Source organism: Bacteroides neonati (assembly GCF_000499785.1).
Taxonomy (GTDB): Bacteria; Bacteroidota; Bacteroidia; order Bacteroidales; family Bacteroidaceae; genus Bacteroides; species Bacteroides neonati.
The window spans coordinates 133841-157977 of the sequence record NZ_HG726021.1 but is presented as its reverse complement, the minus strand read 5'-3'; the positions used below and the strand labels follow the sequence as shown (position 1 = coordinate 157977).

The window sequence follows — 24137 nt, the reverse complement described above, 5'->3', positions numbered from 1 at the left end:
ATATACAGCTAAACCCAAATAATCAAAAAACAATGAGTAATCAAATCCAAATCAAGGTCGAAGAACTAAATGCTCTTAAGACTACACAAATCGTCGACAATGAAAATGTCGAAAAGAAGTTCATCTATATGTATAACGCTATCTGGGGCAGTGAAACCGGTGAGCAGATATACAATAGAGAGAAATTCAATTTCAACAAGCTCTTAACGGAAACACCGGCCCTTCAAGAATGTACCAAGATATCTCTGTTAGGCTGCTTCTTGGATATAGCGGTCAACGGGCTTTCGCTCGATAACTCCGGCCGGCCGCAGTGCTACCTTATTCCTCGCAATGTAAAAGTAAAGACAAGCAATGGCGATATGTGGGAGAAACGTGCCGGGCTCACTATCTCGGCCTACGGCGAAGTCTATATGCGCCAACGTGCCGGACAAATAAGATATGCAGACAATCCCGTCATTGTCTATGAAGGAGATCATTTTCGCCCGATATTGAATGCAAATGGAGCAAAAGCAGTTGAATATCAAGGGGCATTTCCCCGTAAGTCAGAAAAGCCTGTGGCAGCGTTCATTCGAATTGTACGCAATGATGGTTCGGTGGATTATTCTTGGATGATGGAGTCAGACTGGAAACGTTTATCTACGTTCTCGGCCAAACAAAACAAAGGCAATGCCAACGCCTTGTATACGTCCAACAATGGTTTGATCGATCCCGGCTTTCTTGAGAACAAGATGATAAAGCATGCTTTCGATGCATATCCCAAAGTGCGCACAGGGAATTACACCCTTATGGAAACCATTCAGGAAGAACCTGTAATTGATTACGGTCTTGTGTCTACCGATGAGAACACAATTAACGAGCCTGTCCAACAGATTGCACCGGCTCCATTCGAGGAAGAACCCGATGTTCAACCCGAAGCAACCGTTATCATTGAACCATCCGTTAACGAAGACCCATTATTTTAACCCATTAATACCTATGTACAACCATGTCAACAGAATTAATTAAAACGGAAGAAGTAGCCAACATCGTCACTTCATTTCCTGCCATTATGGCAAAAAACAGCAAATCGCTCGAATCTTGTACAAATGCAGGAAAAACGCTTCTTGATACCATCGAAGCAGAAGGTATGAACGAACAAATCGATCAATCCGTAGCTGAGTACCTCGGTAAGGTTTCAACACTCATTTCGAATATGCAGGCTCGACGTCAGCCCATCACTCAGCTATTCGACCGCATACGTTCTTTTTTCACCTCTCAGGAAAAGAGTATCGATTCCAAAATACAAGGAACCATCCCTGCTATGTTAGTGGCAAAGCGTAACGAGTACGCTGCACTCAAGCACCGACAGGAACAAGAGCGCAAACGTGAAGCCGAGCGCCTGGCCAATATTGAAAGAGAACGTGTATACTATCAAAGTCAGATAGAAGAAGCCGTTTCTCGATCATTCAACACATATCTTACCTCTCGTTTATCTGAGTTGGCTTCCATATTCACCTCCATGAGCCTTGCTACCTATGGAAGAGATACAAACCGTATCCTTCTATTCTCAACCGAATATCCCAAGTCACAATTTGATGCACTTTCCTCTGTACAGACATCGCCAACATATTATCTTACCCCCGAAGCTAAGCGAACTATCTCGACGTCTGTTCTTTCGGGGAAATATGAACAGCTTGCTGCAACTTTTACTTCTCGTGTCAAGGAAGCCAAGCAAAACTACTCAGATCAGTTTGTGTCAAAACAGCGGGAGCTGGAAGAAATAGAAGAGCTTCGCAAAACGAATGAGCAAGCCGCTCTGCAAGCGGAACAAGATCGAATCAAGCGCGAACAAGAGCAAGCTGCTGCATCTGCTGCCGAAGTTCAACGGAATCAAGAGGTTGAACGTCAACGTATCGCCACACAAGAGCAAACACAAACGATGCAGTCTCTCTTTGCAACTGCTGCTGCTACAGTCTCCGCACCACCGGCCAATGCTAAGATCAAGGAAAAGATCAAAGTACTGCATACCGCAGGGTTTCTAGAAGTATACCAAATGTGGTGGACCGGTGAAGGACAGTCATTAACGATTGAGGAACTAGAGAAAATACACAAGAAGATGATAACCTACTGCGAGAAACAAGCCAACTCGAAAGATCCGCAGCACATATCATCTACCTTCATTCGCTATGACGAAGAAATAAAAGCGAAATAACTCATTATGGCAAACCCTGATTCATATTTCAACCGTAGCGAGGTTAGCAACTCCGACCTTACAGAACTGAAAAACTACCTTTATCCCCGGATGCAGTTCGGGGATAAAGAAAAGGCATTCAAGTTTGGCACATTGGTCGATGCACTGATTACTGAGAATGAACGCGTCCGTTATGATAAACGAATGGTTGATGATACCACGTACTCACGTGAAGACTTCGAACTAGGTCTTGAAATGCGTCGAGCTCTCCGTAAAGAGGCCGAAAAAGATCAATTCTTGGCAATGGTCTTAGAGAAATCAGATACTCAACGCTTCATGGTCAACAAAAATCAGGTATTCCACTACGGAAACTTCACATATCACCTTGATACTCGGTGCAAGTGGGATTGGTGGTTGCCGGACTTTGGATTCGGTGGAGACCTTAAAACAACCTTTGCCGAATCACAAAGACAGTTTGACGAAGCCATAGACTTTTTCGATTGGGATCGCTCACGTGCCTGGTATATGGATATTGCCGGAAGTCAACAGGACTTTATTTATGCCATTAGCAAAAAGAATTGCAAGATATTCAAGCACTTCATCACCGGAAGAGATCATCCAAGTTACAAAAACGGTCGCGAAAAATATGAGGAATTGGCTTTCAAATGGTGGACGCTGTTTTCCTGATTATATTTTAAACAAAAGACATTCAAATGAATCTCAATATCACACCACTTGAACATATTTTATCTGAACTCAACGAGATAGACGCTTTTCTTTCCATCACGATGAGCGAACAAGCAGAGGAGGCCCTGCAGCGGGGCAACGATCTTGCCGTATACGTTGCCCGCTCTGGAAAGCTTTGGGCAGATGCAAAGTATTGGCTCAATGAATCCATGCGGTCCGAGGTACTTGATACGCTGCGTAATGCAGCCCATGACACTAAGGCAACATCCAAAGCCATCAACTCTCTCATTGACTCCCTGTGCCGGGAGCAACGCTATCTTGTCGATTGGGCCGAAAGGTGCAATCGTACTGCTACGCACCAGCTGTCATGGTGTGTTACGGTCATTAGTAAAGCAAAAGAAGAAATGAAACTGGGGCGCTATGTCCCACAAAACAATAAATAGATTATGGAAAAAGTAAAAAATGAAGTTAAGAAAGCAGTCCTTCGCAAAGATCGACTGACAGTTGTGTACACCGAACACCTACCCGAGGCGAACTACACTAACACCATCAACAAGAGTTGCGATCAGATCGTCCATAGCGATCTAAAAGAAGCGATGAGCAAGCTAAAGGCACATCTTGTCTTTCTATGCGAGCAACCCGAAGCCGTGCGCATCACTGCGGAAAGTATCAAAAGCCCGGGCTTTGCCGAAACATTCCCGAATTACGTGATCACCGGCTTTTCGCACGACTCTACTGATGGCGTCCCCGGTGTAACTATTTTCGGGCAAAAAATGCTTCAGTCCGGCAAAGTAGTCGATCTAAAGATTTTCGTACCTCTATGTGACGAATCCTATCCGTTCTCACAGGAATTATCCATTGATACCCAAGCCATCAATTGGGAGGTGGAAGAGTATTTATTCTCCGAAAAATGGGGCATTCGCCAAGAACGGCTTGATTTTGAGTCTGATGAACCGATAGAGGCCGATCTTGGTGATAAGCCACGCAAGCGAGGACGTCGTAAAAAAGAAATAGCAGAAGATGTTGCCATATTCGACGCCACAGCATAATTGTAGCAATCAATCCATAGTAGGGTAGTGGGTATCGTGTTTTTCAATATCCACTACCATACAGAAAAAACAGCAGAAGTATGAATATCGAATTAAAAGCAGGATTCTACGAACTATCCTTTGCCTATCGCCCGTCGATTGTAAATTACATCAAAGACATTCCCGGTAAGCGCTATGATGGTCAACGGAAAATATGGACCGTTCCGGCATCCGAGCGTGTACATCTTGAGCGTATTGCCTACAAAATACGTCAATTTGAACCGGTAACATGGGGAAACTCAGCCACAGAAGAAGATAAAACATTCGCCATTCCCAAACTACCAACCCTGCAGTGTGATCATGGACTCAAGATAAATCCATACCCCTATCAATTGCAAGGTATCGCACGCGGACTGGAGTTAAAACGGTTCATGAATTGCGACGAACCCGGCTTGGGCAAGACAATTCAAAGCATTGCCACTATCAACATTGCCGGAGCATTTCCCTGCCTTGTTATCTGTCCCTCATCTCTCAAAATTAATTGGGAGCGGGAATGGTCTAAGTTTACTAACAAAAAAGCAATGGTACTTAGCGATAAGGTACGTGACACATGGCCGTTCTTTTGGCAGACAGGTATGTATCAAGTATTCATCGTCAACTATGAGTCGTTGAAAAAGTACTTTGTTCAACGAATAAGGAAGTCCGAAGGATGGAGGTTAAGTGATGTTGAGTTTCGCAACACCATAGAGTTATTCAAATCAGTCATTATCGATGAAAGCCATCGGTGTAAATCGGCCTCTACTCAACAAGCCAAGTTTTGCAAAGGAATTTGCAGCGGTAAGGAGTATGTAATTGAACTTACCGGAACTCCTGTCGTTAATCGTCCGAAGGATTTAATCCCTCAACTAGCCATACTCAATCGCCTGGACGACTTTGGAGGATATAAGCATTTTGTCTCCCGTTACTGTGCCGGACAATCAGAAGCTTCAAACTTGAAAGAGCTTAACTTTATGTTGTGGGATAAATCGATGTTCCGACGCGAGAAGTCACTCGTATTAACCGATCTACCTGATAAAATACGGCAAGTTAATACCTGCGAAATCACTAACCGAAAAGAGTATCAAGATGCCGAACGTGATCTCATCACCTATCTACAACGCTATAAAGATGCCGACGATGAAAAGATACAACGTGCTTTGCGCGGTGAAGTTCTTTTTAAAATCAACGCCTTACGTAATATAACAGCCAGAGGGAAAGTGCGCGATGTTGTTGAGTTCGTCAAGGATTTCCGCGAGAACGGACAAAAAATCATTCTCTTCTGCTCCCTCCACGAGGTTGTTGACCAATTAAAACATCATTTCCCCACAGCCGTGTCCGTAACAGGGCGCGACTCGCAAGATGAAAAGCAACGAGCTGTAGATTCTTTCCAGAACAATCCTAAAACCGATATTATCATCTGCTCCATCAAAGCAGCCGGGGTAGGTCTTACTCTTACAGCAAGTTCTAACGTCGCATTCGTGGAATTCCCTTGGACCTATGCCGACTGTTGTCAATGCGAGGATCGCGCACACCGTATCGGCCAAAAGAGTTCTGTTACTTGCTATTACTTTCTTGGCCGACAAACCATCGACAGTAAGGTGTATGATATTATACAAACCAAAAAGAAGATAGCGAACTCTGTCACCGGTAACTCTGATGATATTGAAGAGAATATCGTAGATATGGTTGCTAATCTTTTCAATGAAGATCATAATAACAGTAATTAAACAAAAGAAATGAGCCTTGGGCGGGCTTTGTAAAACCCAATCAATAAACAAATGAGAAAATTTAATTTATTCGACAAAGTAGAATTTATAGAAAAGAACACTGGAGAAAAGAATGTAGGATGTATCGTTGGCTTCACTACTGAAGAAGATGAAGATGGTTGCATCATTGATAAGGATAGTGGTACTTGTGTTGAACCAGATGAACACGCTTATATTTTGCTTATAGGCGAGATGTCAGAAACGGAAAGCCGCTTTGAGGAGTTTATGGAAACAGAACTTTGTATTCCCGTTCCGTCTATTGACTTCATTGGTAGAATAGTGAACGAAAAGAGCGAACTTGACGAACGTGCTAATAAACTTTGTGACTTCGTAAAGTCAGAAAAGTTCAACTCGCTAAGCATGGATATGAGAAGATTGATGGTAGACCAATATAATACGATGGTTGAGTATTCAAGCATTTTAAACAAACGCCTTGAATTACTTAATTCTTAACATTATTCGAGGGATACTTCGGTTTCCCTCATAACAAAATAGAAATGAATCTATTTCCAGTTGTAAAATTAAGAGGATGTTATTTTTCAAACATCCTCAAAAATCGCAAAAGAGGATCGCTACTCAAATTTAAGGTTGCACCTAATAACTGTATGCGTGGATTTAGTATCAAAGTCATATTGCTCTTTATACAATTTCACAAATTGCTTAATATTGCCTTGTACTATACTGTTGTCATAATTATCGCTTTCATAAAGTTCTTTGCTTGGATAAGACGATTCTCCTGTACAACTATGAATTCTACCATTCATAGAAAAAATGATACTGTAAATAGCCATAATATTTTATTTTAAAGTTAAGTTACAAAGATAATGAAAATATGATAATAGCATGGTTTTCTTGCGGTGTAACATCCGCAGTCGCTTGCAAAATAGCGTTGAGCCTATATAAAGATGTGCAGCTCTACTATATAGAGACTGGCTCTTGCCACCCCGATAATGCTCGCTTTCTTTCTGATTGCGAAAAGTGGTACGGTCAACCTATTCACACTATCCGAAGCGACAAATACACCTGTGTGGCTGATGTATTGCGGAAAGGATGGATTAACGGTCCACATGGCGCCGCTTGTACCCTAAAGCCAAAGAAGGAAGTCCGGTACAAGCTAGAACGTGAACTTCAGCACTGGGATGGGCAGGTATGGGGATTTGATTTAGACCCAAAGGAAATAAACCGAGCCATCCGATTCAAACAACAATACCCGGATGCCAAGCCGCTGTTTCCACTCATTGAACGACAGATTACGAAGCCCGATGCAATGGGTATGCTTTGGAAAGCTGGTATCAAACAGCCTGTAATGTACTCAATGGGTTACAATAACAACAACTGTATTGGATGTCCGAAAGGAGGTATGGGCTATTGGAATAAGATACGCAAGGACTTTCCCGATGTATTTAACGAGGTGGCTCAGATAGAACGTGATGTTGGCGCAACGTGTCTGAAAGATAAAGACGGACGCATCTTCTTGGATGAACTACCACCATGGAGAGGTGATCCAGTGGAAGAGATTATACCGGACTGCTCTCTTATCTGCCAGATAGAATTCCAAGAGATAATAGACCGGCAGGTAGAGCGAGTGTTGAAAGGAGAAATTAGTATTAACGATGTAGCCTAATTAGGCTCAAACCAAACAAGTAATGAATCAAATGAGCATAAGAGCCTTTAAATACTGGCTCCGAATCCACGGCTTTCATCTTAATCAATTTGGTACAGGTGAGAAGTGGAATCCAATCAAAGTAAAATCTAAAAAAACAAAGCAATGAATTTAAACAACCTACGTGACCAAATTCACGCAAATGCAGCAGCAAAGGGCTTCTGGGATAATAACCCGAGTGATCAACACTTCCTTATGCTCGTTATAACAGAGCTTTCCGAAGCGGTAGAAGCAGATCGGAAAGGACAGAGATTTGATAAAGAAAAATATGAATATAACGAAATAACAGAATGCCAAGGGTGGCTCACTTCAAAAGAAAAGTTCAACAATGTTTTTAATCGATGTATCAAGGATACCGTTGAAGATGAACTTGCCGATGCCTTCATCCGCCTGCTTGACTTATTCGGAGCACGAGAGGTATATCTTAACGAAGATACTTTTGACCTTGAAACGATTGAAGAATATGCCGTTACCTATCAAGGCAAGTCTTTCACTGAGTCAGTCTATCACATAACCAAGTTTATTTGCTCCTGTATTGCTCCGATTGGGCGTTCTGCGATTGCACCGGAGATGATATTGCTTGATATACTCGGCTTTGCCAAGCATCTGAATATCGACCTAATGTGGCATGTGGAGCAGAAAATGAAGTATAACCAATACCGTATGCGAATGCACGGGAAAAAGTATTAAAAGGAAGTGAAGAATGAAGAAGTATTGGATATATATCATTGAAGATAAAATCAAAAAAGCGATTTGATAAGTAGCCACGTGGAATTATAATCCACGGGCTTGCCTATAAAATCGCTATTTACAAAGATTCTAATTTCAACTCTATTTGTGTTACTGAACCTGAACGGATGGTGCGTCCCGAAGACCATATTTCATAATTTTCTGTACCACTTCCATATTGAACAGCGAAAGTGAAGAATCTGTCTTTGCTTGATCCGAACCACTCATCATGAGTGAAAATGAAAGTGGCTACTCCTTTAGAGTTGGTCAGTACATACGCCGTCGGGGTTATTCGATTATCCTTTTTGAATTCTTCATATGTTTTTTCATCAAACATTTGGACGATTTCATTAGATAGAGGTTTGTTATCGGAACTGACTACAGTAACCAATACCTGAGCGTCACCTTTATCGTCATCATCATTACTACAGGATGTAAACATTAAAATCGTAAGCGTTAATAGGTAGAAAACGTTTTTTCGTAGATTCATAATTTTGTTTTTTAGTTATAAAAATATCAGAGAATATTTACAGAATGGTCGTTATAGGCTATAGAAACCATTCAAAACTCTAATTTGTACAATGCAAAAATAGAAATAATTAATTAAAAATGAAAGCAATCACCATCAAACAGCCTTGGGCGTCTTTAATCGTCCACGGCATCAAAGACATCGAGAACCGAACTTGGGCGTGTCCTAAGAAGTATATCGGGCAAAGAGTACTGATCCATGCAAGTGGTTTCCGTGGAAAGAAATTTAAAGTCAATTTGACTGATGAACAAGCTAAAGACGCATTTGCTACGATTGCAAAGGAGTGCATGTTTGGTAGTCTCCCTTTCGGCTCTATCATTGGCAGCGTCGAGATAGTAGACTGCGTACAAAATCATCCGTCTGTATGGGCAGAGAAAGGAGTTTATAACTGGGTACTCGCCAACCCGATACTATTTGCCAACCCTATACCGGCAAAAGGTAAGTTGAGCTTCTGGGACTATTCCGGTGTAATTGAGGAAGGAGGTAAGACATGAGTGAATTAGAAAAAGCAGCAAGAGAATTTCGTGATAGGTGTTACGAGTCAAACATCAAAGGAGGTCTTGATTATCCTTTCGACGGAACGGATATGACTAATGCATTCGTAGCCGGTGCAGAGTGGCAAGTCAAGCAATCCCCATGGATCAGTGTAGAAGAACGCTTGCCTGATACTGACAACGGACAATCTCTTTATGAAGTCCTCGTAAAGATGAACGATGGCAGATGTTACGTTGCTGCTAATATCGACGTGGAGCGTTTGGCAGAGATAGGCGAAGTTACTCACTGGATACTAATACTCGAATGATAAAGGACGGGGCTATCTTCCATATGGGCATAAAAAAAGCCCATCTTCCCAGACGAGCAATCTTTGTTAACCTTAAATCTAATACTATGAAAAACACAGTACAAATGTACGGATTTTCTGGAAACTTCCAAATTTCTAAACCAAATCAGCGTGTCTTATAACATGGTTTAATAGATATAATAAACTCGTTAACAGTTAACGTAATTAATTTCACTTTTAACAAACAAATATTCATAACACACTCTTTCGTTCACCGACTAAGGTGTACATCGAGTATAATACTCAATAGGAAATGAAAGAAGAAATCTGCATTATATGCCAAAGATCAACAGTATCCGTGATTAAAACAGAATCCGGATACTGCTGTTACAACTGTTATGCCGAACAGCGTAACCCATCGCGTAAGAAGAAATCACACGACAATGAAGAAGCTCGCATACAAACAGAATTCTTCAAGCAAGTGTCAGATCTATTTCCCGAAATCCCAGAGAAGTTACTGTTTGCCGTTCCCAATGGTGGTAGCCGGCACAAAATAGAAGCTGCAAATATGAAGCGTCAAGGGGTTAGGAGAGGGGTTGCCGATGTGATACTGCTGATTCCTAAAAAGGGATACGCTTCTCTTCTATTAGAATTTAAGACATCCATCGGCCGACAGTCAGATGAACAAAAAGAATTTCAACGGCAAGCTGAATCTTGTAGAAGTAAATACGTGATTGTCAGATCAGCTTCTGAAGCAATCGAAGAATTAACCAAATACCTATACTAATCATATACCTATAATGCATTTCATTTAACTCAAAAATTCATAAGAAAAGTAATCTGTGTTCAGAACAAGCATTACCTTTGTGCTATGAAAAATCTCGAGCTTTATTCATCCGACACATCAACCACGCTCCCTCTTCCATATGCCGAAGAAGGGATACGTGCAGGCTTTCCATCGCCCGCTCAGGATTACATGGAACTATCCATCGATTTGAATAAAGAACTCGTTCCGCACCCATCATCAACATTCTATGGACGGGTCAAAGGAGATTCCATGAAAGAAGAGGGAATAGAAGATGGAGATATCCTCGTGATCGATAAGTCCCTCGAATTAATGAACGATGATCTCGCCGTGTGCTTCGTCGATGGAGAGTTTACATTAAAGCGCGTGCGGATAGATGCAGCGATTATATGGCTTGTACCCTCAAACAAAGCCTATCCGGAGATACCCATCACATCAGAAAACGATTTCATCGTCTGGGGAATCGTCACCTATACCATCAAGAAGAATCGACGCAGAAGAAAGTAATATGTACGGATTGGTAGATTGCAATAACTTCTTCGTATCGTGTGAACGTGTTTTTAACCCGGCGCTCCGATCATTCCCCGTCGTGGTACTTAGCAATAACGACGGATGCGTCATATCCCGATCAGAAGAGGCAAAGAGGCTCGGCATCCCAATGGGGCAGCCGGCATTCAAGATCAAGCCGCTGCTTTCCTCAAATAAGTTAGTAGCTTTCTCTTCTAACTATTCACTCTACGGCGATATGTCACACCGCGTTATGTCAACTCTTAGCACCTTCGTTGAAGACATGGAGGTTTATTCCATCGATGAAGCCTTTCTAAACCTCAATGGCTTTGAGAAATACGACCTACACGAGTACGGACAGATGATCGTAAGGACAACAACAAAAAGCACAGGAATCCCGGTAAGCATGGGAATTGCCCCAACGAAAACCCTTGCAAAAGTAGCCAGTAAATTTGCAAAGAAATACCCTCGTTATAAAGGGGCTTGCATCATCGACAGTGACGAGAAGCGAGAGAAAGCATTGAAGCTGTTTGATGTTGGCGACGTATGGGGCATTGGCCGCCGACTGGTAAAGATGCTCAATTACCACGGTGTAAACACCGCCTACGACTTAACTCAAAAAAGCGAGTCATGGGTGCGCTCCAAAATGACTGTTACTGGTGTACGCACATGGAAAGAATTACGAGGTATTCCTTGTATTGAAATGGAAACCGTTTCTCAGAAGCAAACAATCTGCACCAGCAGATCGTTCGGCGAAATGATTTCATCATTCGATACGCTGATGGAAGCTGTGGCTAACTTCACTTCTGCCTGTGCCAAGAAGCTCAGGGAACAGAAGTGTTGTGCAAAGGTAATCATGGTGTTTATATACACCAATCGACACCGGGAGGACTTGATGCAATATTCACAGAACAAAGTAATCACACTACCCTTTGCCACCAACGATACAGTAGAGCTTATTGCTTACGCACGCATGGCACTAACAAGTATCTACCGCGAAGGCTACCAATTTAAAAAGGCCGGTGTAATAGTCTCCGATATCGGCAATGAGCAGACGATTATTCGTGACTTGTTCGATCCGCGCGACACAGACAAGCAGAAACGGCTTCTATCTGTTGTAGACGAGATAAACCGGAAGAACGGAAGTAACCGTATTCAGCTAGCAATACAGGCAGGAAACCATAATTGGAAGCTAAAACGAGAGTTCATATCTCATAACTATACGACCAATCTGGACGATCTTATTCAGATATCGTGTGAATAAAAGACTAAGACTTCTCTAAAGATCATACAACCGATATACTTGATCTAAACGCTTTAGTAAGAAAATGGATGCTTTATCGGGGGCTTACAGAACTACCGACCGGCTACTTTCCATGATCATATGCGGAGAAGAAAGTGGCAAAGAAACCAATATGTTAATCAAAATAATTAGAGTAATTCAATTAGTTTTTTTCTTAAATCCACCTTAAAGTCATTTGTAAAAAAAAGACTATCAAATAAATCCATGTTCTTTACATAGAAACATGAACTCGTTCTGATTATTTTTATATTTATCTCTTTGGAATCAATCTTTGTAAGTTTATTTATCTCAAATCGTTTTCCATTAAAAAAACATTGGTAGAATCTATCTTGAATATTATTATTGAGTAATAAATCAAAAATGATAAATCCCTCAGATACTTTTTTAGACAACAATTCAATCTCAACATCATAGATATAATCATCAAGTCGAGACATACTAGTCGTCAATAATAAATACGAATATTTATTATCAGCAGTCTTTTTTAATATGTAATCACTTGTCCTCATGTCAATTTAAACAAATCATTGAATCTTCAATTAATTCCAATGTTTTTTTAATAATATCATCAGATTCTTGTTTTAAAATTATTTTCGTTGTTCCCACTCCTCCATCTACATGAAACAAGGCGTGTCGATGAATATTATAGTACTTATACAAATTGCAGATTTTGCTCTGAATTGCAACTTTTGAGATTTTTTCTTTACCATCATCTGTAAAAATATAACTACTTCTATCTTTCACTATGTATTCACCAAAACCTTCTTTGGTAATTATAATGCCGTTCTTTTTGAATATTTGTTTTAACACTCCTTCAAGTGCTCTCAAAGCAGGAAATGCATATGCAGAATAATCCTGAAGTTCTATTCCTATCTTTGATAACGCCAAACTAGGTGTTAAAATTACTTTTATCTTATCTTCAATCAACTCATGTGTACTAGGTAATTTATTTTTTAATTCACCTAAAATATCACTTGTAGTTAAATTAGTTTCATAAAAAGCTAATTGTTGCTCAATAACATCTTTAAACGGCATTAGTTCTGATAACAATTCTATCACTTCATTAAATAATAAAATTGGTTTTCCTTGAACTTGGAATGCATTATTTGAATGCTTTATAATAGCGATTGAATCACCTTGTTTCCCTTTTACATTAACAATTCTTTTCCCTTTTTGTTCTGTGTTATCACTATCAATAGTATTACCTCCATCAACCAAAAAGGACAACATCGTTTCAAAATCTTCATCTCTAATACTTTTTATATAAAAGCTATTAGACTTAAATTCTTTTATCTGACAGATGCCTACTAACTGTTCTGCAATCTCTTTAGATAAGTCTTGATTTGCACCAACTTTATAGTTAAGAGTCGTTGTTCCATCATGATTCTCGTAGATATTTAACATTGCTATGGGAGAGCCTGTAACTATAAACTTAAATATTGTTAGACTATTAGGTTTTATGTCTTTAGTTACTTGGAAAGTTTTAGAAAGCTCTGTATCTATATGATTATGTAATTTCTCTCTATTTAATTTAAGACCTTTCATTCAATTTTTGTGCAAAGATACACATTAAAAAACACCCAACAATAAAATATTGAGTATTTTTTCAACATATTCATACAAAAAAACATTTCCGGGAGCCGCCAAATTTGGCGACACCGATCAGAGAGCGTACAAGATGGGGTATATGGCGCTTGATAGGCTATGTGTCCAGGAGCACGGAATGAATAAAGGCAGCTTATTGGGCTGCCTATAAATTATTGAGATACTCGCAATTTAGTATACATTTGCTTTGTTTGAAATCCATTTGTTATTTCCGCATCAGAATTAACTTCTTTGGATAAAACCCAAATAATAATTGGGCTATCGTCGATTTTGTCGTAACGATTATATACTTGTTCTAATCTCCATCCCAACTTAGACATAAAGTTCGCAGCAGAAACCATCGTCCTAAACTTGATTTCTTTCCCATTTTCATCGACAAACTTATTGTCCTTCAAGTCCTCTTGCCCATAGTCAATGCTCACGCTTACGATTCCTTTCTTTAGAGAGTTCTCATCGCCAATAAGATTACAATATGCTTTATATGGTGTTTGAGCAAGTAATGCAATCGCGATAAAAGAAAAGAGAAAAGCTAATAAAATTCTATTCATGTGTTTGTATATTAAGTTCAACTTTACTACAAACATACAAATAAGCATTGAATAATCAAAATGGGGAACTCACTTCCAAAGAGGCATAACAAAAGCAAATAGCATATTATCAACACAAAGTATCTATTGATCTTTCTTTTCTTCAGCTGCCATTTTTCCCAAGAATTCTTTTGTGCTATTTGCCAATTCTTGCTGTGCTTCAGCAGCTGCTCTTAAAGGGCCTCCGATTAAACCATCTATTGGGAGGCCTGTAAAACTATCAGGAACACAGTTATCTGGACGCTTAGAAGATTGTTCTTCTTGGCTTTGGTCAGGAGATAGATTGCTTTGCTCTTCCATGGTATAAATTCTTTAGTTCTTACGCAAAGGTAAGAAAAAGACAATACACTACATTTCGTTACTGAAGGATTTTATTGAAAGCGTTATAGATTTTCAGGAAGGCAGTATTTATTTCCAAGGTAGATATGATTCTGTGTAAATATTATATTTGAAGCAACGAAAAAAGGTTATCTATACTACTTAGGACTTGTCATGTGTGTCAGACCATGGTTTTTCCTCTTCTTCTCTGAATTTTGTAAATTAGCAAAAGGAATAATCATCGTCCCGTCTCTCAATCTTAGCGTTTTAGAAAAAGAGGCAGAAGCGTTAAATGCGTCTAATAATTCTCGTTCCTTACTCTCTGAATCCTCGCATTCAATGTAGTAAACATACAAATCACTCAAATTGCTTAGCATTTTCAGCCAATGCCCACCAGCGTGCGGCTTTTTCTCGCCAATTTTTGTTGTATAGAACTGCCTAACTCTTGTATTCAGGTTAGTAGCTTTCCCAATATACAGAATATTCTCATCAGATAGCCAATATATAGAGATACGATTAATAATTGCTTTTAAATCAAATGTAAATTCTTTATCCAATTTGAACCCACTTAATTTATCGATCCATGATTGTAGTATATTCATGGAAATAGGAAGTCGCTCCATGGTTGTATTTACAGATGGGTCGTTAGACATAGAAATAATATAAACGCCAGACTCCTTAGAAGATATAGCTTGTCCCCATTTTACCTTATGTAAATCTTGGAATAACTGTGTTCTTTTTAGTATTTCATTTATAGTTATTGGCATATCATGTCGTTTTTAAAAAGCAGATTTTAGTATTCATTACAATAATGCTAAAGTGAAGTAGTATTTTTTGTAGTTAGCCACTCTTTATATACAATCATGAAAGCGGAATTAGTGGCTTCTGAATTATCATTATATAGTTCAATTAAACCTAATATTAACTCGATTTTATCATCACGCGTGATTACCCCTGAAATACGATCTATAATATAAACCGTACGTAGCAAATTATATATATTTACCTAATCACCTTCAGAGAGTAACGATATGTCTTTATTTAAATCAATAAGCTCTTCACATCCAACATACTCACCTTCTTCAAATATAAGGTTTCCAATATTCGATCTATGAGCATGCGTAACTCTGATATGTTCTGGTTTAGTTAAAGCAATCAAAAATGATTGTAACGTTTTTGCTTCCATTGTATTTAATTGTATGATAATAATTAGCAAACGCACGAAATCGAGAGAGAAATTTTGACATTTTGAAGAAAAAAGAAAGCCCCACTCCCAGAGGAGTAGGAATAACTGAGCTTTTAACAAACTACTGCGATGAAATATATTGTCACTTAGCGGTATTATGGATACCGGCATGACTCTCATACTCATCCCAAGTTAACAATCTATACCGTTCTTCATCAATTCCCATTACCTTCATTGCAGATATTGCAGCATTCCTATTCCGATCTTTATCATCTGCATAATACACAATATTCCATAAGCATTCCGATGAAACAGATTCATTTAGTTCATGAAAATACGGCATATCTACCTCTGAAAGAGAGTGACCTAATACGTAGATCTCTTTAATTTTAAGATTTTCCAATTTATTAAAAAAATTAGACGATTCTATGATGTCAGAGCAATTTTTCTGAAGTGGTGATATAATTTTATGACGGAATTCGTTGAAAATTCTTTTATTCGATTCAGATGAATCGTACTGCTGTATTATTTGTTTTGCTTCTGATTTTTCAATTATTACTTCTTCTAAAGTATCTAAAACTTCACCATCGGGCGTCTCGATAAATCGTCCTTCGATTGAATCTACAGTTACATTATAATCCCATGAATGACCAATTATTAGTTCTTTATCGCCCACCTTTCCATGTATATGGTGGACTTTACTTTCGCTAATACCGTATAATATTTCAAGAGTGAGAGTATAATTGAAGTTTAGAAAAATAGAATTATCGGCAAATTTATAAATAGGTGTACTATTCTCTATCATCACGTCGGTTATCCAATCTCTAAACTTTTGGCGTAAAATCACAATCGTGTCATTGTATTTTTTCAGATGGGCGTCAATAAAAGTTGGAACTAATTCATAATCATCAAAGCCTTCGTCGTAATATTCTAAAGTTTTTAGATCATCTTTTATTCCATCATTTATGTCAGAATCAACTATAAAATTGGATAATTGAGCTTCAAAGTGATGCCAATTCTCCTTGTTATCATCTAATTCTGGGAATATATCATTAAGATTAGATATAAACATATTATTATGATGACCTTTAAGATAGTTGTAAAAACAAATATAACTTGTTGGTAGGTTGTGTGCCCTATCAAAGCCATTACCGATAATATACAAAGTAGTTTTTCCCATAATATTATTAATGTTAAAAAATAGTCTCCCATGACATTATTTTATGTGCAATTTGATTTGAGACGTGCAAATGTACAAAATAACAAAAGACATTTTACATTTTTTGCATAAAAACGAAAGCCCCACCATTGAAAGAGAAGTAAAGTGAAAAACACCGTTTATCAAGCAGTATTTAAATCTATCTAAAAATTATTTATTACATTCTATACGTTTTTTACCTGAATCGAATCGTATAGCTTTTTAAGAAAATCATGTGATACATATTCAAGCTTACCCACCATTTGAAACAAAGTGGATGGAAATTGCATATATTCCATTCGAGATACAAGCTCGTCATTTACTCCCTCTTTCAACCGCACATCCTTTAACTCAAGATTATTGAATAAGTCGGCGTTCAGGTACAATTCTCGTGTCTTGGGAGTTGATAACGAACTGAATGAATTGAAAAATAGAAGTACAAGTTCGTCTTTTGACAGTTGCGCCCGGAATATCTTCGAATAGCTCTTTGGCGAATTAAATTCCGAAGCCATATCCAAGATATAGTAAGCGTTCCTGAAATATGCGCCAAGTTGATTTTTATATGGGGCAAAGCAGTGGTCAGCAGCTTTGGTACAGGCTTCAGTTATGGGGTTGAAGTTACCTTGCTCAATATACAGATTTATTACTCTGAGACAAATATAGTCGTAAACATTCAAATTTATTGGGACCGTCTTAACACTTGCTTTTCTCCCTGCGCCCCAATCGTCTTCCAAATAAATATCTTCAATAGCCTGTGTCACATAGTCCCAATTCATAAACCGTTCTATTTCAGTCGCATTTTCAGGAATAACTTTCTTTCCCAACTCCTTCTGAGTGAAGTTCTTGGGAATTGACCTTTTTATTTCTAAATAAAATGTGTGGTATAATTCAAGATATATCTGTCTGTAAGTTTTTTCTGGAGTACAAAACTCATCGTATGGAGTTATTATCCATTTAGATTGTTTTTCATTGTATATCCAATCAACTCTTTTTACCCGCAAAGCATCCCGGTATGAAATGAAAATTTTAAGCAATTCAAAAAAGACAGACCTTTCCTCGCTGTCAAGGGATTGCTGTTTATTTTGTCTCAATGTAAAAAGAACTCCAGCAAATGTTATCAATCCCGCAATCGCCCCTAATAAACTTCCAAATTCGTCCCAGTCGATCTTCCCACAATTTTGAATATAATAAGGGACCAGAATGACTATTATAATTAACACTAAGATAGCAGTTACCCAAAAGAGCCAATCCTTTACATATTTCTTTATCTTTGACATAATATATGAATCTATGATTTTTTTTTCCACAAAGCGTTGTCGGACTCGTAACCTTTGACATTCATACTATGGCTTATATCTACTTTATTAATTTTAAGGATTGCTTGGTGCTCACTAAGATACACGCCTATATGTCGGTGAAATTCTCTAAAAACACCACTATCACAACCTATAAATTCAAACAATGTTTTTATATATTCTTTTTCTTGCTGCTCCATCAACTTAAATATGAACTTATGTGAATCAAACTTATCAGGCAGGGATTTTATAACTATTTCAGCGTAATCATCTAATAGCTTTTCTACCGAAAAATGTATAGTTGCCATATTTATTAGTTTTATTGAGATAAAATACTTTGAGTGAAAAATTTTAATTTAGCTAATTATTTTTCATTAGGTAAAAATAGGAAGAAACAATAAACTCTTAACATTGTATGTTGCATAACATAACAAAAAAATGAAAGGCAAAAGAAAGGCCCGTTGGTAGACGGGGCGAGGGTGGATATGGGTTTATAAAGAAAATACTATTATTTATTTCAAATTCAAAATAGCATTTATATCATTCCTTATTTCCAAATCTCTTTCAGTCTGATTCAAATAATATACTGCATTCAAGACAGAAAATATTGCTTCGTTCTTTCTATAATCCATTTTTTCATAAATCTTCTCGGATCTCCCGTCTATATATCTGTTTATGAGCAGATTTATTTGGACTGGACAATCTTTTGATATGTATTTTTCACTCCTTTCAAAACTATATTTAATATCATCAATATAGACAATAAATACATTTTCTGTCAGCCTTAGTATTTGAGTACATCTTTCAATTAACTGAATGTAGTTTTTAAAGTATCGAGCTATTTTTTCATTATCAAAAATTTTATGTTTGATATATTGTATTTCTATGCAATCAAAAAGTCCTTTGAATTTTTTCTTCTCTGAGTTTGAATATTGCGGAGATATGAACACAGTCTCATCCATAGAGCTTATATTAATTCCCCGTGCCAATTTTACATAGAACCTATACCCATAACTACATTCTTGGCATTTTATATTATACCAATAGTTGCCAATTAAAAAAGTATAATTTTCTTTTTTATTCTCGACTATTTCATCAACTCCGTTTTTTATAAGCTCCTCCATATAATTGGTGAACTCAACTGATCCAATTGTCTTTGATTCCATAATCTAAAATTAAAGTTATGATGCAAACTTACAAATAAGCGGTGAATAATCAAAATTGGGAACCCACTTCCGAGGAGGCGGAGCAAAAGTAAGCGGTTGGCTAAAATTGAGGCCGATAAATGCTATAAAACGAATGTGTAAATTCTAATATATGCCTCAAATGAGTGTATATAAGTTATCAAAATTCCGTCTATATTCATTATTTTCTTCACGTCTTAGCTTATCCAAATAATTATCAAAATCACTTTTTATCTCCTCGAAAAGTCGCCTTGGATTTATTTTTATAGAGTCGTCTGTAAATTCAATTGACTGATTAAGGTCATTATCAAGAATCATCCGCTTTCTTGTCATTCCATCATGGAACAACCCGCACCGAGCTTCATCGTAAAGCTCCTCTAATTTAGAATTGCGGAATCTACCTTGAGTTATCCTTTTCATTCCAGTAGTAAAAAACAGTTTACTAGAACCACGGCTCCGTTCTCCTCTTACATATTGCTCAACACCCTCAATATAAGATAGACAAATCATTAAAGCGGCAAAATTTCCATTATATCCTTCTCCGTTAAGCATTTTCTCCGCGGGAAGCAAAAACCATTCTTTGACTTGCCTTTCATATATTTCAATTTTGTCACAAATATTAGATACATTCAATATCCTGTTTTCATTTCTTTCATCCTTGACAATAGCTGAGCTATTTTCATCAAGATAGCCAATTATATCCGGAGCGATATAAATTGGTGTAGTACGTAGTTTTTTCGGCATTATTAGTGTTATCTTAATTAATTCCACAAATATATACATTTCTCTCAAATGCATTGTTTAGAAAAGCAATAAATGTAAAAAATACTCTTTATTGAGCAAAAGAAAGCCCCGTTGGTAAACGGGGCGAAAGGACAAGCCACTTTATTATTTCATATTATAGTATTCGTTAGGCTCAACAACCTTTGAGCGTCTCATTGTCTTTATATAGGAGTTCAACAACCTCTCAGCCTCTCCAATGGTGGAAGCCGTTTTTGAAGCATAATAAAGACGAATATTTTCATTATCTTGCATTTTTGTTAGATGACTTACAGACCAATAATACAAACCACCATCCTTTTCAATTCTCGCTGAAACATGGATCATATCCCCATGTTTATCTTCTATTTCATAATCAAAATTCTCAATAATTTTAGCCATTTTATTCTTTATTATTACATGAAAACCAAAGTAAATAAATATCTAAAGAATGATTATATACTTAATTTCAGTTTTAAATTAGCCTTTGTCGGACAGCAGAACTTAGTAAGAACATCAATAGGCAAATTAAATGCTGATGCCATCTCTTGGTTCGAGTACTCTAGTTCATCTTTATGAAGTCTATATGCTTCATAATAAAGATTTGGAACATCTATATATACGCTTACAGGTTCGTTCTTTCTATATCCTCTTCTACTCAATTCTATACTAAAGTATTTGTATTTATCATTAGTAATACACTTTAAATCTTTTGCTCTACGTACAATCGAAGCCATAGATGTTAACCAATATCTTTTTAATTCAACTAAATACTGAAGTTTTAACCCCCGTAACGAGTTAGTAATAACATCAGACGGCATAAGAAACTCTGAAGCAAACCTATTTGCTTCTTCTTCTTTGTCTCTATAATCAGGTATTAAAAAATCATTTGATGTATGCATAATTAAGTGCCCTAGTTCATGTGCCAGAGTAAATCGTTTATGGTCATTACTGAAATTTTTATTGACTACTATTATATAGTACCCATTATCTGTCATGAAAGAAACACCATCAAATAAATCAACATCTAGATCTAATTCAATAATTATAACTCCATTCCTTTCTAATAGTGTTATTATATCTCTCACCGGATCATCCTTTAAGCCAAGATATTTACGTGTGTGCTGAGCCACATATTCAGGTGTAAATCCCTCCTCGATATCGATCATTCTAATAGACATATCAGGAAATTCAATAGACTCGGACATTCGATCAACAATATAACCTATAAGCTTATTTGAATACTCAACGTCTGAGCGTTCTCTTTTTGTCATTCCAGATTTTCTGCGATAATGAGCATTTTCTGCTTTATTTGATATACTCCTCTCGTAGAATCCTTCTGGAAATCCTAGGAAGTCAATCACCTTACTCATTACATCAGAAGATAAGGGACCAAGTCCCTTCTCGAATTTAGACAAATTAGATTGGGACAATCCAGCTATTTTGGAGGCTAATTCAGTTTGCGAATATCCTCTATATTCACGAACAAAAGTTAATTGCTTGTAATTGATCGTCATAATCGTAGTATGTTATTTAAAATATAAAAACGGTGATGCCTGCGTATTTAATTAGTTATTAGTACCATCTTTCTTTTTTGTGTTTTGGCGAACAGAAAGAGTGGCAACTGCTGGTTGAACATCTAATACTTTCTTGGTAGTAGAAATATCGTGTTCTGAAATTATCCATTTAACTTTGTTCTCATCGATATAAACCAGTTTAGGATTAATTATATCTCCAAGTTTACTCTTATTGTAGCCAAAGAACAAAATTGGCTCTGTGCCATTATCATACATATCAAACAAATTCCCCGGTTCTTGGTTTTGTATAGATGACGAAAAACGTGTTGTAATATTCATTGGCATATTCTTACTATTCAATTTTTTAAAAAGCACAATATAACCATTTATTCTAAGCATGAATCTTTTATATTTTCCAAACGTCCAACCATCCTTGAAATGAGACTGAACACTCTGAAGCATTTTCGAATTGAAATAAGACGCCTCAAACCCCCTGCATCTTGCAGAAAATGGGGTTAAAACTATTTCGGTTTCATAGTTACGCACAGCATCATAAAAAGCTTCAAATAGCCGATGTAGATACTCTCGAAGATCATTTTCACATTCTTTTGCGTTTATTATACGCAATCGTTTGGCTGGATCAGCCACATTCATTAAATTTGTGCCCATTAAAATTTTATTAAGTTAAACGCTCGGCATCACCGAGTTTTAAATAAACCTCTGCGCCAACAGAGGTATTATTTTCCCGCAAAGATATATAATATCTTTGAAATATTGTATTTTAAACCATATAATTTTTTCGAAATATTGTATTTTTAGTTATTCTTATTTTATAATCCTGATTATCAATGGAAATCGTTGACAAATTTGAGTGTGATTAACTGATCTATTTTACACAGTTTCACTCCATCCAATCTCCGATTTCGGATTAAAGTTCACACCTCCTGCCGAACAACCTCTACACAAAAGCCAGTGTTTATAGGTGCTATTTCTTTCTCCACCTATACACCAACCATCCAACAATAATCATGGCCATAGCGATAATCACACCAAACGCCCACCCACCTAGCTCCATCTTCATGGACTCCCACCGGTTGAGCTGTCGTTCGACCGGGTAAGGTACTTGTATCGAGTCTGTCTTAACGAAGGAATCGACCTTATTTATAAACAGGTACTTGTATAGGTACTTATACTTGTTTACAAACACCGTGTCACCGTCTCGATAGATCATCGTACTATCATGCTTATAGATGCTATCGTACTGTACTCTGTCAACGTACTTGTATTCCGTCTTGATTTTCTCTACTGGGATGTATTGAGGACTTCGACAAGATGAAAACAATGCGATGAATGCTATCGCAATAATCAGATACTTCTTCATGGCCTTATCACTACGTTTTTCATAAAGTTACTAAACTCTGACCGCACATCGAAGCATGGGCACGACTTGATGAATTCGAATGATTCCACCTCTCCGCTACCGTTTGCATCAGGTGATGTATCACGGTGCCCAAGCAGTTCAATAATAGGGTACTCCTTACAGAGTTTTGCCACCAAGTCACGAAGAGCATTCTTCTGTGCATCCGTGCGAGTGTCTGCCGGCTTACCGTTAGCATCAAGTCCGCCGATGTAGCAAATACCGACACTGTGTTTGTTGTACGAAACATCGGAGAACCCTTTGGTATTACAGTGTGCTCCGTCGATGGAGAGCGGACGGCCATTCTCGACTGTACCATCAAGGTCAATCACGAAGTTATAGCCGATCTGGTTAAAGCCACGAGCAAGGTGCATCTTTGCAATATCCATGGCTCTCAAATCTTGCCCGGCACGTGTGGCCGAGCAATGAATAATAATTGAATCGATTGTTTTCATTTGGCATCTCCTTTCTGTAAATAGGCGGCTAAGTATGGAATCTTTTTCACGAACTCAACGCTTACCACATCATAGAGAAACGAGAATACTTTGTACCCGTTACTTCCAACAGGTAGCAAGTTTCGGATGTTACGTAGGATATTCACTCCGTAAAAGTAAAGCACGGTGTACGTAACGAATGAGACGCACTGCAAAGCGCCTTCCGGATTACCTTTCTTTTCGCCGATGAAATAGATACAACAGATCAGTAGGAAGAATATCGTAGCTTCGACAATACATTTCCACGCCTTTCTAAATGAGAAATCTTCGTGATTGATTAATAGGGCCGTAAGAAGCCCGAACACAAAGTTAAGAACAAACACACCTATGAGCGACTGAATCTCGCCACTAATAGGGTTCAAGTAGGCTACAATACCAGTGACCAAGCCTACAACTAAATTTTTAAAGTACTCCATTTATTATACTATTTACGTTTATACCTTGTTATAATTACACTAACTTAAACTATACCTACATAAAGCGATTGTGCGCAGATAATCAATGCCCTATCTTTGCAAAGAATTAATTAGTCATAAATTCATTACGTAGCTATATTTAAGTTAGTGGAAA

The 24137-nt window shown here is 37.8% G+C and carries 32 protein-coding genes; 14 read left to right on the top strand and 18 right to left on the bottom strand.

All coding sequences use genetic code 11. The features are described from left to right. Nucleotides 1–32: 32 nt before the first annotated feature. The 9 genes from TY03_RS09840 to TY03_RS09795 all read left to right on the top strand — a co-directional run bounded on the left by TY03_RS09840 (nucleotide 33) and on the right by TY03_RS09795 (nucleotide 8043). The gene (locus tag TY03_RS09840) at nucleotides 33–962 is read left to right on the top strand and encodes a recombinase RecT (RefSeq protein ID WP_042369654.1); all 930 of its coding nucleotides are present in this window, start codon (nucleotides 33–35) and stop codon (nucleotides 960–962) included. A gap of 23 nt (nucleotides 963–985) precedes the next feature. Beyond that, nucleotides 986–2191, top strand: a complete 1206-nt coding sequence (locus TY03_RS09835) for a hypothetical protein (protein ID WP_042369653.1) — start codon at nucleotides 986–988, stop codon at nucleotides 2189–2191. A gap of 6 nt (nucleotides 2192–2197) precedes the next feature. Continuing rightward, nucleotides 2198–2857 (top strand): PD-(D/E)XK nuclease-like domain-containing protein, encoded by a 660-nt coding sequence (locus TY03_RS09830; RefSeq protein ID WP_042369652.1) that lies wholly within the window; start codon nucleotides 2198–2200, stop codon nucleotides 2855–2857. Nucleotides 2858–2883: 26 nt separating this feature from the next. Next, nucleotides 2884–3300, top strand: a complete 417-nt coding sequence (locus TY03_RS09825; RefSeq protein ID WP_042369650.1) for a hypothetical protein — start codon at nucleotides 2884–2886, stop codon at nucleotides 3298–3300. A 3-nt stretch (nucleotides 3301–3303) separates the two neighbouring features. Then, entirely contained in the window at nucleotides 3304–3906 is a 603-nt protein-coding gene (locus tag TY03_RS09820) for a hypothetical protein (protein ID WP_042369648.1), read from the top strand. Nucleotides 3907–3986: 80 nt separating this feature from the next. Further along, entirely contained in the window at nucleotides 3987–5651 is a 1665-nt protein-coding gene (locus tag TY03_RS09815) for a DEAD/DEAH box helicase (RefSeq protein WP_042369647.1), read from the top strand. 51 nt (nucleotides 5652–5702) lie between these two features. Further along, nucleotides 5703–6143 (top strand): crAss001_48 related protein, encoded by a 441-nt coding sequence (locus TY03_RS09810; RefSeq protein ID WP_042369645.1) that lies wholly within the window; start codon nucleotides 5703–5705, stop codon nucleotides 6141–6143. A gap of 379 nt (nucleotides 6144–6522) precedes the next feature. Next, on the top strand, nucleotides 6523–7314 hold the full coding sequence (locus TY03_RS09800; protein WP_042369642.1) for a hypothetical protein: 792 nt from the start codon (nucleotides 6523–6525) through the stop codon (nucleotides 7312–7314). Nucleotides 7315–7458: 144 nt separating this feature from the next. Continuing rightward, the gene (locus TY03_RS09795) at nucleotides 7459–8043 is read left to right on the top strand and encodes a nucleoside triphosphate pyrophosphohydrolase family protein (RefSeq protein ID WP_042369641.1); all 585 of its coding nucleotides are present in this window, start codon (nucleotides 7459–7461) and stop codon (nucleotides 8041–8043) included. A gap of 118 nt (nucleotides 8044–8161) precedes the next feature. Here the strand turns inward: TY03_RS09795 and TY03_RS09790 are convergent, their stop codons facing one another. Beyond that, nucleotides 8162–8572, bottom strand: a complete 411-nt coding sequence (locus TY03_RS09790) for a hypothetical protein (RefSeq protein WP_042369640.1) — start codon at nucleotides 8570–8572, stop codon at nucleotides 8162–8164. A gap of 119 nt (nucleotides 8573–8691) precedes the next feature. Here TY03_RS09790 and TY03_RS09785 point away from each other — a divergent pair, with 119 nt between their 5' ends. From TY03_RS09785 to TY03_RS09765, 5 genes are all read left to right on the top strand, one after another. Beyond that, on the top strand, nucleotides 8692–9105 hold the full coding sequence (locus tag TY03_RS09785; RefSeq protein ID WP_042369639.1) for an ASCH domain-containing protein: 414 nt from the start codon (nucleotides 8692–8694) through the stop codon (nucleotides 9103–9105). Beyond that, nucleotides 9102–9413: a hypothetical protein gene (locus tag TY03_RS09780; protein WP_042369638.1), complete on the top strand. Its 312-nt coding sequence runs from the start codon at nucleotides 9102–9104 to the stop codon at nucleotides 9411–9413. The genes TY03_RS09785 and TY03_RS09780 overlap by 4 nt, the downstream gene beginning before the upstream one ends. A 292-nt stretch (nucleotides 9414–9705) precedes the next feature. Further along, entirely contained in the window at nucleotides 9706–10179 is a 474-nt protein-coding gene (locus TY03_RS09775; RefSeq protein WP_052332457.1) for a VRR-NUC domain-containing protein, read from the top strand. 84 nt (nucleotides 10180–10263) lie between these two features. Further along, nucleotides 10264–10704, top strand: a complete 441-nt coding sequence (locus TY03_RS09770; RefSeq protein ID WP_042369637.1) for a LexA family protein — start codon at nucleotides 10264–10266, stop codon at nucleotides 10702–10704. Between the two features lies 1 nt (nucleotide 10705). Then, nucleotides 10706–11968 (top strand): Y-family DNA polymerase, encoded by a 1263-nt coding sequence (locus tag TY03_RS09765; RefSeq protein ID WP_042369636.1) that lies wholly within the window; start codon nucleotides 10706–10708, stop codon nucleotides 11966–11968. 167 nt (nucleotides 11969–12135) lie between these two features. Here TY03_RS09765 and TY03_RS23225 read toward each other — a convergent pair whose 3' ends face one another. From TY03_RS23225 to TY03_RS09680, 17 genes are all read right to left on the bottom strand, one after another. Further along, nucleotides 12136–12516, bottom strand: a complete 381-nt coding sequence (locus TY03_RS23225) for a type II toxin-antitoxin system RnlB family antitoxin (RefSeq protein WP_042369634.1) — start codon at nucleotides 12514–12516, stop codon at nucleotides 12136–12138. 1 nt (nucleotide 12517) lies between these two features. Then, a complete protein-coding gene (locus TY03_RS09755) occupies nucleotides 12518–13552 on the bottom strand; it encodes a type II toxin-antitoxin system RnlA family toxin (protein ID WP_042369632.1) in 1035 nt (344 codons plus the stop codon). Nucleotides 13553–13764: 212 nt separating this feature from the next. Then, entirely contained in the window at nucleotides 13765–14160 is a 396-nt protein-coding gene (locus tag TY03_RS09750; RefSeq protein ID WP_042369631.1) for a hypothetical protein, read from the bottom strand. A gap of 123 nt (nucleotides 14161–14283) precedes the next feature. Continuing rightward, nucleotides 14284–14499: a DUF2589 domain-containing protein gene (locus TY03_RS09745; protein ID WP_042369629.1), complete on the bottom strand. Its 216-nt coding sequence runs from the start codon at nucleotides 14497–14499 to the stop codon at nucleotides 14284–14286. 176 nt (nucleotides 14500–14675) lie between these two features. Continuing rightward, nucleotides 14676–15284 carry a GIY-YIG nuclease family protein gene (locus TY03_RS09740; RefSeq protein ID WP_042369627.1) on the bottom strand — a complete coding sequence of 203 codons (609 nt, stop codon included), beginning with the start codon at nucleotides 15282–15284 and terminating at the stop codon, nucleotides 14676–14678. A gap of 239 nt (nucleotides 15285–15523) precedes the next feature. Further along, nucleotides 15524–15703, bottom strand: coding sequence for a hypothetical protein (locus TY03_RS09735; protein WP_042369624.1), 180 nt, complete (start codon nucleotides 15701–15703; stop codon nucleotides 15524–15526). A gap of 142 nt (nucleotides 15704–15845) precedes the next feature. Then, the gene (locus TY03_RS09730) at nucleotides 15846–16883 is read right to left on the bottom strand and encodes a bacteriophage abortive infection AbiH family protein (protein ID WP_074434160.1); all 1038 of its coding nucleotides are present in this window, start codon (nucleotides 16881–16883) and stop codon (nucleotides 15846–15848) included. Nucleotides 16884–17086: 203 nt separating this feature from the next. Further along, complete coding sequence (locus TY03_RS09725; protein WP_042369621.1) at nucleotides 17087–18178, bottom strand: putative phage abortive infection protein; 1092 nt, start codon at nucleotides 18176–18178, stop codon at nucleotides 17087–17089. 11 nt (nucleotides 18179–18189) lie between these two features. Continuing rightward, nucleotides 18190–18504 carry a hypothetical protein gene (locus tag TY03_RS09720; RefSeq protein ID WP_042369619.1) on the bottom strand — a complete coding sequence of 105 codons (315 nt, stop codon included), beginning with the start codon at nucleotides 18502–18504 and terminating at the stop codon, nucleotides 18190–18192. A gap of 204 nt (nucleotides 18505–18708) precedes the next feature. Then, complete coding sequence (locus tag TY03_RS09715; RefSeq protein WP_042369617.1) at nucleotides 18709–19362, bottom strand: hypothetical protein; 654 nt, start codon at nucleotides 19360–19362, stop codon at nucleotides 18709–18711. A gap of 156 nt (nucleotides 19363–19518) precedes the next feature. After that, nucleotides 19519–20151 (bottom strand): hypothetical protein, encoded by a 633-nt coding sequence (locus TY03_RS09710; RefSeq protein WP_187373985.1) that lies wholly within the window; start codon nucleotides 20149–20151, stop codon nucleotides 19519–19521. Between the two features lie 117 nt (nucleotides 20152–20268). After that, nucleotides 20269–20541, bottom strand: a complete 273-nt coding sequence (locus TY03_RS09705) for a hypothetical protein (protein WP_042369612.1) — start codon at nucleotides 20539–20541, stop codon at nucleotides 20269–20271. Between the two features lie 53 nt (nucleotides 20542–20594). Beyond that, complete coding sequence (locus tag TY03_RS09700; RefSeq protein ID WP_042369610.1) at nucleotides 20595–21656, bottom strand: helix-turn-helix domain-containing protein; 1062 nt, start codon at nucleotides 21654–21656, stop codon at nucleotides 20595–20597. Nucleotides 21657–21707: 51 nt separating this feature from the next. After that, nucleotides 21708–22325, bottom strand: a complete 618-nt coding sequence (locus TY03_RS09695) for a hypothetical protein (RefSeq protein ID WP_052332456.1) — start codon at nucleotides 22323–22325, stop codon at nucleotides 21708–21710. A 316-nt stretch (nucleotides 22326–22641) separates the two neighbouring features. Further along, entirely contained in the window at nucleotides 22642–23037 is a 396-nt protein-coding gene (locus tag TY03_RS09690; protein WP_042369609.1) for a hypothetical protein, read from the bottom strand. Further along, nucleotides 23034–23528, bottom strand: coding sequence for an N-acetylmuramoyl-L-alanine amidase (locus tag TY03_RS09685; protein WP_042369607.1), 495 nt, complete (start codon nucleotides 23526–23528; stop codon nucleotides 23034–23036). The genes TY03_RS09690 and TY03_RS09685 overlap by 4 nt, the downstream gene beginning before the upstream one ends. Next, nucleotides 23525–23983: a phage holin family protein gene (locus TY03_RS09680; RefSeq protein WP_042369605.1), complete on the bottom strand. Its 459-nt coding sequence runs from the start codon at nucleotides 23981–23983 to the stop codon at nucleotides 23525–23527. The genes TY03_RS09685 and TY03_RS09680 overlap by 4 nt, the downstream gene beginning before the upstream one ends. Between the last annotated feature and the right edge of the window lie 154 nt (nucleotides 23984–24137).